Annotated in this window: 11 protein-coding genes; 4 read left to right on the forward strand and 7 right to left on the reverse strand. The window is 66.6% G+C overall.

What is annotated here, in order from left to right; translation table 11 throughout:
- Positions 1 to 87: 87 nt before the first annotated feature.
- Entirely contained in the window at positions 88 to 2316 is a 2229-nt protein-coding gene (locus LN047_RS14975) for an NADP-dependent isocitrate dehydrogenase (protein WP_373979433.1), read from the reverse strand.
- Between the two features lie 556 nt (positions 2317 to 2872).
- On the opposite strand from LN047_RS14975, the gene ilvA reads away from it, so the two are divergent.
- Positions 2873 to 4444 (forward strand): threonine ammonia-lyase, biosynthetic, encoded by a 1572-nt coding sequence (ilvA, locus tag LN047_RS14980; protein ID WP_253853265.1) that lies wholly within the window; start codon positions 2873 to 2875, stop codon positions 4442 to 4444.
- 16 nt (positions 4445 to 4460) lie between these two features.
- On the opposite strand, the gene LN047_RS14985 is transcribed toward ilvA, so the two are convergent.
- From LN047_RS14985 to LN047_RS15005, 5 genes are all read right to left on the reverse strand, one after another.
- A complete protein-coding gene (locus LN047_RS14985; protein WP_373979434.1) occupies positions 4461 to 5393 on the reverse strand; it encodes a hypothetical protein in 933 nt (310 codons plus the stop codon).
- Positions 5394 to 5455: 62 nt separating this feature from the next.
- The gene (locus LN047_RS14990) at positions 5456 to 6238 is read right to left on the reverse strand and encodes an ABC transporter ATP-binding protein (RefSeq protein ID WP_056318072.1); all 783 of its coding nucleotides are present in this window, start codon (positions 6236 to 6238) and stop codon (positions 5456 to 5458) included.
- Positions 6239 to 6240: 2 nt separating this feature from the next.
- On the reverse strand, positions 6241 to 6696 hold the full coding sequence (azu, locus tag LN047_RS14995; protein WP_373979435.1) for an azurin: 456 nt from the start codon (positions 6694 to 6696) through the stop codon (positions 6241 to 6243).
- 30 nt (positions 6697 to 6726) lie between these two features.
- The gene (locus LN047_RS15000; RefSeq protein ID WP_373979436.1) at positions 6727 to 7818 is read right to left on the reverse strand and encodes a FecCD family ABC transporter permease; all 1092 of its coding nucleotides are present in this window, start codon (positions 7816 to 7818) and stop codon (positions 6727 to 6729) included.
- A 6-nt stretch (positions 7819 to 7824) separates the two neighbouring features.
- Positions 7825 to 8952: an ABC transporter substrate-binding protein gene (locus tag LN047_RS15005; protein ID WP_373979437.1), complete on the reverse strand. Its 1128-nt coding sequence runs from the start codon at positions 8950 to 8952 to the stop codon at positions 7825 to 7827.
- A gap of 196 nt (positions 8953 to 9148) precedes the next feature.
- Here LN047_RS15005 and LN047_RS15010 point away from each other — a divergent pair, with 196 nt between their 5' ends.
- Together LN047_RS15010 and LN047_RS15015 are read left to right on the forward strand one after the other, a co-directional pair.
- Positions 9149 to 9832, forward strand: a complete 684-nt coding sequence (locus LN047_RS15010) for a response regulator transcription factor (protein ID WP_373979438.1) — start codon at positions 9149 to 9151, stop codon at positions 9830 to 9832.
- 43 nt (positions 9833 to 9875) lie between these two features.
- Positions 9876 to 11144: a sensor histidine kinase gene (locus LN047_RS15015; protein WP_373979439.1), complete on the forward strand. Its 1269-nt coding sequence runs from the start codon at positions 9876 to 9878 to the stop codon at positions 11142 to 11144.
- On the opposite strand, the gene LN047_RS15020 is transcribed toward LN047_RS15015, so the two are convergent.
- Positions 11141 to 13471 carry a TonB-dependent receptor gene (locus LN047_RS15020; RefSeq protein ID WP_373979440.1) on the reverse strand — a complete coding sequence of 777 codons (2331 nt, stop codon included), beginning with the start codon at positions 13469 to 13471 and terminating at the stop codon, positions 11141 to 11143. The genes LN047_RS15015 and LN047_RS15020 overlap by 4 nt on opposite strands.
- 226 nt (positions 13472 to 13697) lie before the next feature.
- On the opposite strand from LN047_RS15020, the gene LN047_RS15025 reads away from it, so the two are divergent.
- Positions 13698 to 14861, forward strand: coding sequence for a DUF1624 domain-containing protein (locus LN047_RS15025; RefSeq protein ID WP_373979441.1), 1164 nt, complete (start codon positions 13698 to 13700; stop codon positions 14859 to 14861).
- Positions 14862 to 14866: the final 5 nt, after the last annotated feature.

The raw sequence follows: 14866 nt of genomic DNA on the forward strand, positions 1-14866 counted from the left end.
CGCCCAAAGAAAAACCGGCAGCCCCAACGGGACTGCCGGTTTCTTGTCTGCCAGCCAGCTTGCGCCGGCTGGCAGAGCAGGGGACGCTTAGCCGATGGAGGCCAGCACCTTGTTCAGCGTGGCGCTGGGGCGCATGGCCTGGCTGGCCTTGGCTTCGTTCGGCTGGTAGTAGCCGCCGATGTCCACGGGCTTGCCTTGGGCTGCCTTGAGCTCGTCCAGGATCTTGTTCTCGCCTTCCGAGAACGCGGTCGCGGCGGGCGCGAACTGGGCGGCCAGGGCGCGGTCTTCGGTCTGGGCGGCCAGGGCTTGGGCCCAGTACATCGCCAGGTAGAAGTGGCTGCCGCGGTTGTCCAGGCCGCCGACCTTGCGCTCGGGCGACTTGTTTTCGTCCAGGAACTTGGCCGTGGCCTGATCCAGCGTCTTGGCCAGGATCTGGGCGGTCGGGTTCTTGTACGTGCGGCCCAGGTGGTCCAGCGACTCGGCCAGCGCCATGAATTCGCCCAGCGAATCCCAGCGCAGGAAGCCTTCTTCCAGGAACTGCTGGACGTGCTTGGGCGCCGAACCGCCCGCGCCGGTTTCAAACAGGCCGCCGCCAGCGACCAGCGGCACGATCGACAGCATCTTGGCGCTGGTGCCCAGTTCCATGATGGGGAACAGGTCGGTCAGGTAGTCGCGCAGCACGTTGCCCGTGACCGAGATGGTGTCCAGGCCTTCGCGGATGCGCTTGACCGAGAACTTGGTGGCTTCGACGGGGTCGAGGATGCGCAGGTCCAGGCCGCTGGTGTCGTGGTCCTTCAGGTACTGCTTGACCTTGGCGATAACCTGGGCGTCGTGGGCGCGCTTTTCGTCCAGCCAGAAGACGGCGGGCGTCTTGGTGGCGCGAGCGCGCGTGACGGCCAGCTTGACCCAGTCCTGGATCGCGGCGTCCTTGGTCTGGCACATGCGCCAGAGGTCGCCGGCCTCGACGGCCTGCTCCAGCAGCACGGCGCCCGAGGCGTCGGTGACACGCACGGTGCCGGCGGCCGGGATGACGAAGGTCTTGTTGTGCGAACCGTATTCTTCGGCAGCCTGGGCCATCAGGCCGACGTTGGGCACGCTGCCCATCGTGACCGGATTGAAAGCGCCATTGCGCTTGCAGTCGTCGATGACGGCCTGGTAGACGCCGGCGTAGCTGCGGTCGGGGATGACGGCCTTGGTGTCCTGCAGCTTGCCTTCGGCGTTCCACATCTTGCCCGAGTCGCGGATCATGGCGGGCATGGACGCGTCGACGATGACGTCGCTGGGCACGTGCAGGTTGGTGATGCCCTTGTCGGAGTTCACCATGGCCAGCTGCGGCAGCGTCTTGTAGGCGGCGTCGATGTCGGCGGTGATGGCGGCCTGCTGGTCGGCGGGCAGCGACTGGATCTTGGCGTACAGGTCGCCAATGCCGTTGTTGGGGTCAAAGCCGGCCTGCTTGAGGACGTCGGCGTGCTTGGCCAGGACGTCCTTGTAGAACACGGAGACCACGTGGCCGAAGATGACGGGGTCCGAGACCTTCATCATGGTGGCCTTCAGGTGGACCGAGAACAGCACGCCGTTGGCGCGCGCGTCGTCGATCTGCGCCTGCAGGAAGGACTTCAGCTTGGCGGTCGACAACACGGCGGCGTCGATGATCTCGCCGGCCTTGACCGGGGTCTTTTCCTTCAGGACGGTCTTGGTGCCGTCGGCAGCCGTCAGTTCAATCTTGACGTCGCCGGCTTCGGCGATGAGGGCCGACTTCTCGGTGCCGTAGAAGTCGCCTTCGCTCATGTGCGCGACGTGCGACTTGGAGTCGGACGACCAGGCGCCCATCTTGTGCGGGTGCTTGCGGGCGTAGTTCTTGACCGACAGCGGGGCGCGGCGGTCGGAGTTGCCTTCGCGCAGGACCGGGTTGACGGCGCTGCCCTTGACCTTGTCGTAGCGGGCCTTGACGTCACGCTCGGTGTCGTTGGCTGGGGTATCCGGGTAATCCGGCAGCTTGTAGCCCTGTTCCTGCAGTTCCTTGATGGCCGCCTTCAGTTGGGGCATCGAGGCGCTGATGTTGGGCAGCTTGATGATGTTGGCTTCGGGCTTGACCGCGAGGGCGCCCAGCTCAGCCAGGGCGTCGGACAGCTTCTGGCCGTCTTCGAGGTAATCCGGGAACAGGGCGATGATGCGGCCTGCCAGCGAAATGTCGCGGGTTTCGACCGTGATGCCTGCGGGTTTGGCGAATGCCTGGACGATGGGCAGCAACGAACGGGTTGCAAGTGCCGGAGCTTCGTCGGTGAGGGTATAGATAATCTTCGGAGTAAGAGACATGATCCTTGAATCTGTTCGGCTCAGGCGATTAACGCGCAAACCCGAACATGCTATGCGGCGTACGCCGGTAGATGTTGTCGAGAGTGGGTTCGTATGGAGGGACGCGCAGGCAAGCCGTCCACCCAACATGACCGCCGCCCGTCCTATTGTTTGACTGGACCGGCCGGCCCGATTGAAAGGGCCGTATCCGGGTCCGCCTTGGAAGGTGCGACCGCCACGAACTTTCCATTGTAATACCGTGCTACGCATTGCGCCGGGAAATGGTTCCATTTCATGATGGCGACGCAATATGCATAGGCCCAAGGTTTCAGGGACGGATCGCTTGCGGCGGGCCAACTTGCTGCGGATCGAGCCCAACTTGCGCGTTTGACAAAGCGCCGCGATGAGAGGAAAGTAGCGCCCATGAATTTCCGCGCCGTCCGCATTTCGCTGATTATTACCATCATTCCTGGAATGGTGGGTTAGCGCGCGACCGCAACAGTCACAGCCACCCGCCCCACGAGGCGGGTTTTTTGTGGCCGCCTCTGCCGGGCAAGCCTACCCAAGCAGAGAAACCATGTCCGCTACCCCCCCCAACGCACCCTCGGAATTCCAGGCTGGCGCCGCCACGCCCATGGAGTACCTGCGGCAGATCCTGACCGCCCGGGTCTATGACATTGCCCGGGAAACCGAACTGGACCTGGCGCGCGGCCTGTCCGCCCGGCTCGGCAACACTGTCCACTACAAGCGCGAAGACAACCAGCCGGTTTTTTCGTTCAAGGTGCGCGGCGCCTATAACAAGATGCGCAACACGCCGCGGGCGGCGCTGGAGCGCGGCGTGATCACCGCGTCGGCCGGCAACCATGCGCAGGGCGTCGCCATTTCGGCGGCCAAGCTGGGCGTGCGGGCCATCATCGTGGTGCCGCAGACCGCACCGCAAGTGAAGGTGGACGCCGTGCGCGCCCACGGCGGTCCGACCGTCACCGTGGTGCAGGCCGGCGATTCGTATAGCGACGCCTACGCCCATGCCCAGATGCTGGCGCAGGAACAGGGACTGACGTTCGTCCCCGCGTTCGACGATCCGTATGTGATCGCCGGTCAGGGCACGGTGGGCATGGAGATCCTGCGCCAGCACCCCGAACCGCTGCACGCCATCTTCGTGCCGATCGGCGGCGGCAGCCTGGCAGCGGGCGTATCGACCTACGTGAAGGCGGTGCATCCCGGCGTGAAGGTCATCGGCGTCCAGACAGAGGACTCTTGCGCGATGGCGCAGTCGCTGCGCGTGGGCGAACGCGTCATCCTGGCCGACGTGGGCCTGTTTTCGGACGGCACGGCCGTCAAGCTGGTGGGCGAAGAGACGTTCCGCCTGTGCCGCGAGCATCTGGACGAAGTGATCCTGGTCGACACCGATTCGGTATGCGCGGCCATCAAGGACGTGTTCCTGGACACGCGCAGCGTGCTCGAACCAGCGGGCGCGTTGGCGGTGGCGGGGCTGAAGAAATACGTCGAGCGCGAAGGCGCTCGCGGGCAATCGCTGGTGGCGATTACTTCAGGCGCCAACATGAACTTTGACCGCATGCGGTTCGTGGCGGACCGCGCCGAGGTGGGCGAGGCGCGCGAGGCGGTCTTCGCGGTGACCATCCCCGAGGAACGCGGCAGCTTCCGGCGCTTTTGCAAGGTGATCGGGCAACGTAGCGTGACCGAATTCAACTACCGCATCGCCGACGCGCGCACCGCGCACATCTTCGTCAGCGTGCAGATCGCGCGCCGCGGTGAATCGGCCGACATTCTGGCGGCGTTGCAGGCCGAGGGCTTCTCGGCCACCGACCTGACGAACAACGAAGTCTCCAAGCAGCACATCCGCTACATGGTCGGCGGACGCTCGCCGCTGGCAGGCGGCGAACGGCTGTTCCGCTTTGAATTTCCCGAGCGCCCGGGCGCGCTGATGAAGTTCCTGTCGGCGATGGCGCCCAACTGGAACATCAGCCTGTTCCATTACCGCAATCAGGGCACGGACTTCAGCTCGGCGCTGGTGGGCATCCAGGCGCCGGTGGCGGACGATGCGGCGCTGGATGCGTTCCTGCGGCAACTGGGTTATGCGCATGCCGAGGAAACGGGGAACGAGGCCTACCGCCAGTTCCTGATCTGAGCGTGCAGCAGGGCGTTTAGCTAGCGCTGCAGCCGGCCTTGCGCGGCAATGCCACGCCCGGCTTCAAACGCAGCGTCGCGCGCCCCTGCGCCTGGGTCAGTTCCAGCGCTTTTGCGCGCCACGCGGGCACCTCGTCAAAGGCGATGACCGGCGACGAGCCGGAAGCGGCCTTCGCGCCGGCCCGTTCGAATTGCAGCGCAGGCAGGCCCACGCACGTGTCCTTGAAATCCAGGCGGGCCAGCTCACGCGCGTCGCTCAGGCGCACCGCGCGAAACGCCAGGGGCGTATCCACGAATTTGCTGACTTCCGGCACGTACTGCAGGTAACCGTGGGCGTCCTTGACGTGCGTGGCCGGCTGCAGCACGACGACGTCGCGGCCAGGAGGGACAGCCAGGTAGGCCACATCGCCCGCCACATCCAGCAGCTTGCCCGGGCCGAGGTTCATGGCCTTGAGCGGCGCGTGCCGGATCATCACGGTTTCGTTCCAGGCGGAATTCACGCGCGTCCATCCGGGCAGGCGGGCGTCCTCGAACCGCGTGCCGTGGATCCGGTCGCGGTCTGGCTTGTCGGAGATGGGTAGACGCTGCACGCGCAGCGCGCCGTTGACCACTTGCAGATGCGCGAGCACGGTGCTGGCGCTGGAACTGTTGAAGAATGCCAGCACCGCGTCGGTTTCCAGAATGGCGACGGGACCGGGGCAGAAGAACGCGCGGGCTTGCGGCGCATTGCTACCAGGAAAGAGCAGAGCGCCGACGTCCGCGCCGCACAGGCTTTTGCCCTGGAACGTGATGGTGGTGGCGCGCGTCGTCTGGCGCTGACCGGTATTCCAGTCGCTGCGGCTGCCGGTTGCCACGTCGACGACAAGGCCGTGATTGTCATAGACCACCGCGGCGCCCGAGGGCGCGGCCAGCAGGCTGAGCAGAAACACGAGGGCGCGGCGGCTCGTCATGGGCGGACTCAGAGGATGGCGGGAGGGGTGAATATATACCGCTGAAGCCGCGCCGGTCCGGTTCAGCGTTCGGCCAGCCCGTCGACGTGGATCTGCGCCTGTCCCTGCGGGCAATGCTCCACGCGTGCCCGCACCCGGTATACGCGGCGCAGCGTGTCGGGCGTTACCACATCGCCTGGCAGCCCTTCGGCCTCGATCGCGCCTGCGTGCAGCAGCAACGCATGGTCCGCGTGGCGCAGCGCGATGTTCAGGTCGTGCAGCACCACCAGCGTAATGAGACGGTGCAGGCGCGTCTGGCGGCGCAGCACGTCCATCACGTGGAACTGATAATTCAGATCAAGCGCGGACAGCGGTTCGTCGAGCAGCAAGAGGCGCGGGCGCCGCACCAGCGCCTGGGCCAGCGAGGCAAGCTGCTTCTGTCCGCCTGACAGTTCGTCCAGATGGCGGCTGGCCAGGTGCGCAATGCCCAGCTCGGTGATGACCGCCATGGCGTCCTCCATCAGCGCGTGCCCGGGTTGCCCGTGTCTTCCGGAACGCGCCGCCACCAGCACCGATTCGAAGACGGTCATGTGCACGCCCTTGGGCAGGGCCTGCGGCATGTACATCGCGCATTCGGCGCGGCGGGCGGCGCTGGCCTGCGCCAGGTCTTCGCCGTCCAGCCAGAGGGCGCCGTCCATCACCGGATGCAGGCCCGCCAGCGTCTTGAGCAGCGTGGACTTGCCGCTGCCGTTGGGGCCCAGCAGCGCGGTGACGGCGCCTTCGGTCATGGGGCCGGCGCTGGCGTGGCGTAGCACCGGCCGTCCGCCGTAGCCCGCGGACAGCGCCTGGATGCGTAGCTGCGCCATCGTCAGGGTTGCAGCACCAGCGTGCCGCGCATGTGCTGCGCGTGCGCCGGGAACGAGCAATAGTAGGTGTACGACTGGTCGGCGCGCAGGCGGCTGACGGGGAAGGTGACGGTGGCCGTCTCCCCGCCGCCCAGCATCGGCGTCTTGGCCAGGATGCGGCCGTTTCCCGGCTTCAGGAAGTCGTTGTTCGCGCCCGCCTGGATGCCGTCCGTCATCACGGCGTCGATGTCCTCGGTCTTGGTCAGCACCCAGTTGTGGCCGGCCTTTTCCTTGCTGTTCTTGCCCGTGTGAATGAGCCGCACGGTAAATTCCTGGCAGCTTGCCGGCACGACGATGTGGTCAGGGCCGAATTGCTTGCCGGGCCGGCCTTCGACGTCGATGCTGCACTCGGCGGGCGCGGCATGGGCCGTGCCGGCGATCATCAGGGCCGCGAGGGTCAGCGTCAGGCGGAATTTCATCGGGGTGTCTCCTTGTGCGATGGGATGCCGTCAGGCGCGCTTGAGCGCGCGCACGACGATGGTGAGAAAGAATGGAATGCCGACCAGCGACGTGACGATGCCGACCGGAATGAGTGCGCCGGGCAGCACGGTCTTGGAAGCCACGGACGCAAGCGACAGGATCAGCGCGCCGGCCAGGGCGCTGCCCGGCAGGTAATAGCGATGGTCTTCGCCCAGCAGCAGCCGCGCGATGTGCGGCGCAACCAGGCCGACGAAGCCGATCGTGCCCACGAACGACACGGCCAGCGCCGCCAGCGCGCTTACGCGCAGCAGGCTGACCAGGCGCAGGCGCTTGACGTCGATGCCGAAGCTGGCCGCGCGCTCCTCGCCCAGCCGCACCGCGGTGAGCTTCCAGGCGTCGCGCATCGACAACGGGATGGCCACCGCCAGGGCCGCCGCCATGACGCCGACCGTCGTCCAGTTGGCGCGCGCAAGGCTGCCCATGGTCCAGAACACGATGCCCTGCAAGGCCTCTTCGCTGGCCACGAACTGCAGCAGCATCACCAGCGCCTGAAACGAATACACCAGCGCGATGCCAAAGAGCACCACGCCCAGCGTCGATCCCCCACGCCAGCGCGCCACGCGCTCCAGCACGAGCACCGACAGCAGCGTGCAGGCGAAAGCCGACACGGACACGGTCATGCCGGCCGGCAGGGCCGGCAGGGCCGGCAGATGCCAGTCCAGCGTGATGGCGAGCGACGCGCCGAACGCTGCCGCGGCCGAGACGCCTAGCGTGTAGGGGCTGGCGAGCGGATTGTCCAGCATGGTCTGCATCTCGGCGCCGCCCAGGCCCAGCGCAACGCCGACCAGCAGCGCCATCAGCGCATAGGGCAACCGGAACTGCCAGACGATGACGCGCGTGCCGGTGTCCGACACATCGGGGTGCAGCAGCGTGCGCAGCAACTCAGGCAGGGATAGCGATGCCGGTCCGCTCGCGATGTCGGCCAGCAGGCTGGCCACGATGGCCACCCCCAGCGCGGCAGTCAGCAAGAGGCGCTTGCGCACCGCGCGCCGGTATGCGGCGATGGGGTCGCCGGGGACGGACGCAGCGCGTCGCGGCGTCGCGGTGACGATATCGGTCATGTCGGTCTACTTCGCAGGCGCGGCCGGGGTAGTCCAGAAGGCACCGGTGCTGTCCAGGTCCAGGAACTGTCTATACAGCGCGTCCAGCGTGCCTTGCGGATCCAGCGCCGCCGCGCGCTCTGGGTATAGCCACTTGGCCATCGCCTCGATGGCGGCGATGTTGTAGGGCGAGTTGTAGAAGGCGTGCCAGATGCCGAAGGCGCGATGTTGCGTGACAGCATCCAGGTCGCGGATGCCGTCGCGGGCCAGCAGCGTGGACAGGCTGCCGGCAGAGACCTTGGGATCTGCGCCGGGCCCGGCCAAGAGGCCTGGACGGCCCGGCTCCGACCGGCTGCCCGTGGCGATGTAGACGTCGGGCTTGGCGTCGATGACAAATTCCAGGCTGACGTCGCCGATGGCGCCGGGCAGCACGGGCGCGGCCACATTGACGCCACCGGCTGCTTCCAGCAGGTCGCCAAAGCTGCCGTTGCCGGTGGTGTGGCAGCACGCGGGCCACACGCCCGCCAGCATTTCCACGAAGACGCGCGGCCGCTGCGCCTGCGGCACCGCGTCCACCACCTTGCGCACGCGGGCCAGGCGATCTTCGTAGAATGCGATGTAGGCCTCGGCCTGCGCTTGCCGGTCGAGGGCTTGGCCCAGGATGCGCAGGCTGGGCACCGTGTTGCGTACCGGGTGCTGGCGGAAATCGATGAACACGATCGGGATGCCGGCTTCCTGCAACGCGGGAATCATGGGATTGTTGCGGCCCGGACCGTGGCCGCTGACGCTGAAGATCGCCACGTCGGGCCGCAGCGAAACGATTTTCTCCGGGCTGACGCTGGCTTCCGACGTCTTGCCGATCAAGGGAACCTGGGCTGCTTGCGGGAAGCGCTTGACGAGCTGGTTCCAGGAATAGGGGTCCTGCTGCTTGAGCTCGCCTTGCCAGCCGACCACGCGCGCGACGGGATCGTGCCGGTCCAGCAGCGCCATCGCGAAGACAAAGCGGCCTTCACCCAGCAGAATGCGCCGCGGGTGGTCGGGCACCGTCACGACGCGGCCGGCCAGGTCGGTGACCTCGCGCGCATGGGAGGCGGGCAGGGCGCATAACAGGGAGGCGGCGGTCACGGCCGCACGGAAGAGGGCAATCGGGCGCATGGCGAATCCTTCTGGGGCGTCGACCGCAGGGTGCAGGTAACGCGAACCATTCTTATCGCCGGGCAGTGTCCGACAACCGGTCTCAAGAATTTGTTAAGACGCGTCGGGCGTGTGGTGCAGGCGCCGCACAGCCGGCATCCCGGGCCTCGCGCCTCTACAATGTGAGATTGATTGTTATTCTCCGAGCGGTCCCGTCATGCGCGTTCTCGTCATCGAAGACGACCCCGACATCCTTGCCAACATCACCCATCACCTGACGCGCCGCGGCTACATCGTGGATTGCGCCGAGGACGGCCAGCGCGGCTATGCGATGGCGGCCACCGGCGAATTCGACCTGATCGTGCTGGACCTGATGCTGCCGCGGCTGGACGGTTACGAGCTTTGCCGCCGGCTGCGCACCGAGACGGCGTGCAACACGCCCGTCATCATGGTCACCGCGCGCGACACGCTTGATAACCGGCTGACGGGATTCGACGCGGGCGCCGACGATTACCTGGTCAAGCCCTTTGCGTTGGCCGAACTGGCCGCCCGGATCAAGGCGCTGCTGCATCGCGCCAGCGGGGCGGGCGCGGCGCGAGTCCTGCGCGTGGGCGACCTGACGCTGGACACGGGCACCCTGGCGCTGGCGCGCGCGGGTCAGCCGCTGCGCCTGCCGCCGTCGCCGCTGCAATTGCTGACCTTGCTGATGCGCGCCAGTCCAGCGGTGGTCCATCGCTCGCGGCTCGAAGAGGCGCTGTGGCGCGACTCCCCGCCCGACAGCGACAGCCTGCGCACCCACATTCATCAGATTCGCCACGTGGTCGACAAACCCTATGACACGCCGCTGCTGCACACGGTGCATGGCATCGGTTACCAGCTGCGGGCCGCCAACGATGGCTAATCGCGGCAGACGCCCGGCGCGCCGCGGACTGGCACGCCACCTCGTGCTGACTTACCTCGCGCTTGCGCTGCTGGTGGCGGGGCTTCTGACCTGGCTGTCGGTCTGGAGCGTGGGCAAGCTGGAAGCCCACCTGCAACGCATCGACATGGGCATGGCCGTGGAACGGGTGCGGGGCGATTTTCTGGCAGGCATCGACCCGGGACGGCCGAACCGGTTCTTTCATGGCGATCCGGGCGGCGCGGCGTTTCCCGGCTGGCTGCGGCCGCTGGCGCCAGGCTTTCACAAGATCGAGCGCAACGGCCGCGTATGGCACGTGATGGTCGACGACCTGAAAGGCCAGCGCTACATGCTGCTGCGCGATTACACGGAGTACGAACAGAACCAGTCGGCTTCGCACCTGACTGCGGTGACGGGACTGGCGGCCAGTCTGGCGCTGGTCTTCGCGCTGGGCATCCTGGCCACCCGCCGTCTGCTGCGCCCGCTTGCACGGCTGGCCGCGCAGGTCAACACGCGCGGCGCGCAGCCGCCGCAGACGCGGCTGGCTGAAGACTATCCGCCGGACGAAATCGGCCAGCTCGCGGCTGCGTTCGACTCGACCTACAACCAGCTTGAGCAGGCGCTGCGGCGCGAGCAGCTTTTTACGGCCGATGTCGGGCACGAATTGCGCACACCGCTGATGGTGATCTCCAGTTCCTGCGAACTGCTGCGCGAAGAACAGCGTCTGGACGCGGCGGGTCTGGCGCGGCTGGCCCGCATCGAAGCGGCCGCCGCCGACATGGGTGAACGGCTGGACACGTATCTGATGCTGGCGCGCGGGGGCGATGCCGCCGGCCTGTTTCCGCGCGAAAGCGCCGTGGACACCGCGCGTGGCCAGTTGGCCGCCTGGTCGCCCGTGGCGCAGCGGCGCGGCATGCAGTTGACGCTGGAGACCGCTGGCGGGAGCGAGCCCGCCTTGCTGTTTCCGGCGCCGCTCTTGCGCGCCGTGCTGTCGAACCTGATCCGTAATTCGCTGCAGTATGCCGGCCCAAAGGCTGGCATCGTCATCACGGCAGGGCCGGATTTCGTGCAGGTCAAGGACGACGGCCCCGGCATTGCCGTGGAGCGCCAGGCGTCCATCTTCAACGCCTTCGTGCGCGGCGAACAGCCTGACGATGGCAACCTGGGGCTGGGCTTGTCGCTCGTCCAGCGCATTTGCGAGCACCAGGGCTGGCGCGTGTCGCTGCAGTCGCGGCCCGGGCAGGGCAGCCAGTTCCGCGTGGATCTGGCTGGGTCTGCGCCCACCCCCGCGCCAACGCTGGCGCCCGCGTCCTAGAACACGACGTCTGCCGTGAAAAGCGCCGTGCGTCCCGCGCCCGGCACGCCATAGAGCTGGAAGCCGTCCAGCGACGCGCCAATGCGGCTGTAGTAGAACGTGTTGAACAGGTTGTCCACGTTCACGCCCAGGGTCACGTTCTTGTTCAGCCGGTAGCGCGCCGCCACGGAATGCAGCCAGTAGGACGGCGCCTTCTCGTCGTCGCGAATCCATACGGGATGCGTGCCGTAAGGGCCGGACACCGTGGAACTGTTGTTGTTCTTGCCGCCCACGTACTTGTTGTCCGTGTAGCGCCGCTTGCCCACGTATTGCGCGCCATAGCTCAGCGACAGCTTTTCCGTGGCCGCATACGTGGTCCACAGGTTGAACGTCAGGTCCGGCACGTTCTTGGCTTCTTCGCCCTGGTTCGCGCCCTTGGTGATGCGGCTTTTCATGGCGCTGACCCCGGCAAAGGCCGACCAGCGCGGCGTGATGTTGCCCGACAGGCCCAGCTCGATGCCGTCCACGCGCTTGGCGGGCAGGGCGCGCACCACGTCGGTGGCATCGTCGCCATACTCCCACGAGTCAGTCAGTTCCGTCCGGAATAGGGCGCCCGTCAAGGACAGGTCGCCGCCCGCCACGTCCCACTTCGTGCCCAGTTCCCAGGTGCGGGCCACGGCAGGCTTGTAGGTGTCGGCGCCGGTTGCGCCATAGATGTTGTTGTTGGTGGATGCCCCCATTGCAGAAGGCTGCGCCGCCTGGCTGTACGAGACATAGACGCTGCCGTTTTCGACGGGCTTGTAGGTCAGCCCGATGCGCCCGCTGAAGGCGCCGTCCGTCACGCGCTGCGTGGCCGCTCCCGCCGTCTGTGTGACGCGGTAGCGGTCATAGCGCAGCGCGCCTTGCAACATCCATTGCGGATCGAGCGTCACGGTGTCCGCGGCGTACAGGCCGGCGTTGAAGACTTCGGCCCGGCCGCCCGAATCGCCCTTTCGCGTATCCACGCCGCCCATATAGGCGCCGCCGGTGTCGCGCAGGTCGATCACCGGATTGATCGACGGCGCGCGGATCGTGCGCGCGTGGTCGCCGTACGTCTCCTTGTAGAACTCCACGCCCGTCACCACGGCATGCTTGATGCCGCCGGTATGGAAGTCCAGATTCAGGTTGGTCTGGTTGGCCAGGATGGTGTAGCGCTTGGAGGTGCCGAAGTCATTGCCCCGCAGTTGCGCATAAGGCGAGGGGTTGCGCAGCGCCTGCACGCCGCTGTAAGAGGCGATTCCGTCGGCGCTTTGGACCAGGGCCCCCCCGCCCACGTAACCGTAGGACGTGCGCGACGTGGAATTGAAGCGCGCCGGGGCCAGCACGCCGATCCGGTCGGTCTGCTGCCAGCGGCTGATGTTGGTCAGGCGCGCCGCCCGGGTGAAGTCGTGCTCCACCTTCATCGTCGCCTGGTCCGTGCGCGTCTGCTCGGTGTACAGGCCAGGATCGCCGTACCAGGCGTTGCGCGCCACATTCGGCATGCGCTTGCCGCCCGTTCCGCGCTGGATCGGCACGCCGCCGTCGGGGATGTTGTCGTCTTCCTGATGCAGGTAGTTCAGCGTGACGCGGGTAGGCGCGCCCAGGCCCATCGCCAGCGACGCCGCCACGCCGGACCGGTCGAATTCCGTCACGTCGCGTTCTGCCACGCCGTTGTGATGGCGCATGAGATTGACGCGCAGCGCCGCGCTGTCGGTCAGTTCCTGATTCAGGTCCGCGGTGATGCGGCGGTAACGATCCGTGCCCAATCCGCCGGATACCGCGTAGAACGAGCCCAACCGCGCCTCCTTGCTGGCCAGATTGACGCTGCCGCCCACGGCCGAGATGCCCGATTCGATCGACCCCGTTCCCTTGAAGACCTCGGCCTGCTCCAGGTTGAAGATGTCGGTGCGGCTGGACAGGCCCGCGTCGCGGATGCCGTCCACCGTGATGCTCTGCTCCGCCGAAAACCCGCGGATCGTGAACATGTCGCCCCAGCCCAGATTGCCTTCGCCCGAACTGAACGTGATGCCCGGCACGTTGCGCAGCACGTCCTGCAGGCTCTTGGCCTGCTGTTCCTCCAGCACCGCGCGCGGGACAACCGTGATGCTTTGTGGCGTATCGAGCAGCGGCTCGGTGAATTTTCCGGACTGGACGCGGTCGGCCTTGAAGGGCGGGGCGTCGGCCTGCACGGTGACAGGCGCCAAGAGGACAGCGCCGTCTGCGGGCGGCGTCTGGCCATGGGCCTGGGTGGAGGCAGCGGCGCCAAGCGCCATGCCCAAGGTTTTCAGGGCCAATACGCCCTGCGTGTGTGTTTTTTGTGGTTGCGCCATCGCGATCTTGATTGCATCAATGAGAATCGTTCCGGATTCTAGGGAGGCGTGTCTCAAGATCCTGTTAAGACGCCTGGGAGCGCGGCGGGCGGTGCTGCAATGGCGCGACCGGGTCAGACGGGCAGGCGATGAAAAAAGGGACAATAAGTCTTGGAATAGTAATGTTATTACATTACTATTCTGCCTTTTTCGCCCGGCACGTCTTGCCACCTGCCCCGCATTCCCCATGACTTCTCTCATTTCCCAACCCGCGGCTGCCCGGCTGCGTTCCATCGACGCGCTGCGCGGTCTGGTCATCGTCATCATGCTGCTCGACCACGTGCGCGAGACGTTCTTCCTGCACCACCAGGTCGGCGACCCGATGGACGTATCCGCCACGCCGCCCGACCTGTTCTTCTCGCGCCTGATTGCGCATCTTTGCGCGCCGGTGTTCGTCTTTCTGACGGGCCTGTCGGCCTGGCTGTATGGCGCCAAGGCCGGCAACCGGGGCGCCACCGCGGCGTTTCTGGCCAAGCGGGGCGCGTTCCTCATTGCGCTTGAAGTCATCGTCGTGAACTTCGCGTGGACCTTTCAGTTTCCGCCCTCCGTTGTGTACCTGCAGGTGATCTGGGTGATCGGCCTGTCCATGCTGTCGCTGGCGGCCTTGCTATGGCTGCCGCGCTGGGCGCTGGTGTTGACCGGCGTGGCGCTGGTTGCCGGCCACAACGCGCTGGATGCCGTGCACTTCACGGCCGGTCATTTCATGCACGTGCCATGGGCGGTGCTGCATGACCGCGGCTGGATCGAGGCAAGCGACACGCTGCGCCTGCGCACGTCGTACCCGTTGCTGCCGTGGATCGGCGTGATTGCGCTGGGCTATGCCGCGGGACCGTGGTTCCAGCCGGGCGCCGATGCGGCCGTGCGTCAGCGCCGTTTGTGGGCGGCGGGGCTGGCGGCTGTGGCAGGTTTCGTGGTGCTGCGGGCGATCAACGGGTATGGGCAGTCGCAGAAATGGTCGATGCAGGACGACGCGCTGCATACCGCCATGAGCTTTCTGAACATCACCAAGTACCCGCCGTCGCTGATGTTCCTGCTGCTGACGCTGGGGCTGGGACTGTGCCTGCTGGTGCTGATCGAGCGCGCGCAGTCGGCGGCGTGGGTCCGCGCGCTGTGCGTCTTTGGCGCGGCGCCCATGTTTTTCTATCTGCTGCACCTGTATGTCTTGAAAGCGCTGTATCTGGGCGGCGAAGCCATCTGGGGCCTGAACCAGGGCAAGTATTTCGGCGTGGACGGCATGGGCGCGGTGTGGCTGATCTCGATCCTGCTGGCGGTGGCGCTGTTCTGGCCCGTGCGCTGGTTCGGACGCCTGAAGGCGGCGCGCCGCGATATCGCCTGGCTCAAGTACCTGTGAGGCCG

The organism is Achromobacter sp. JD417 (assembly GCF_041879325.1).
GTDB lineage: Bacteria > Pseudomonadota > Gammaproteobacteria > Burkholderiales > Burkholderiaceae_B > Achromobacter > Achromobacter mucicolens.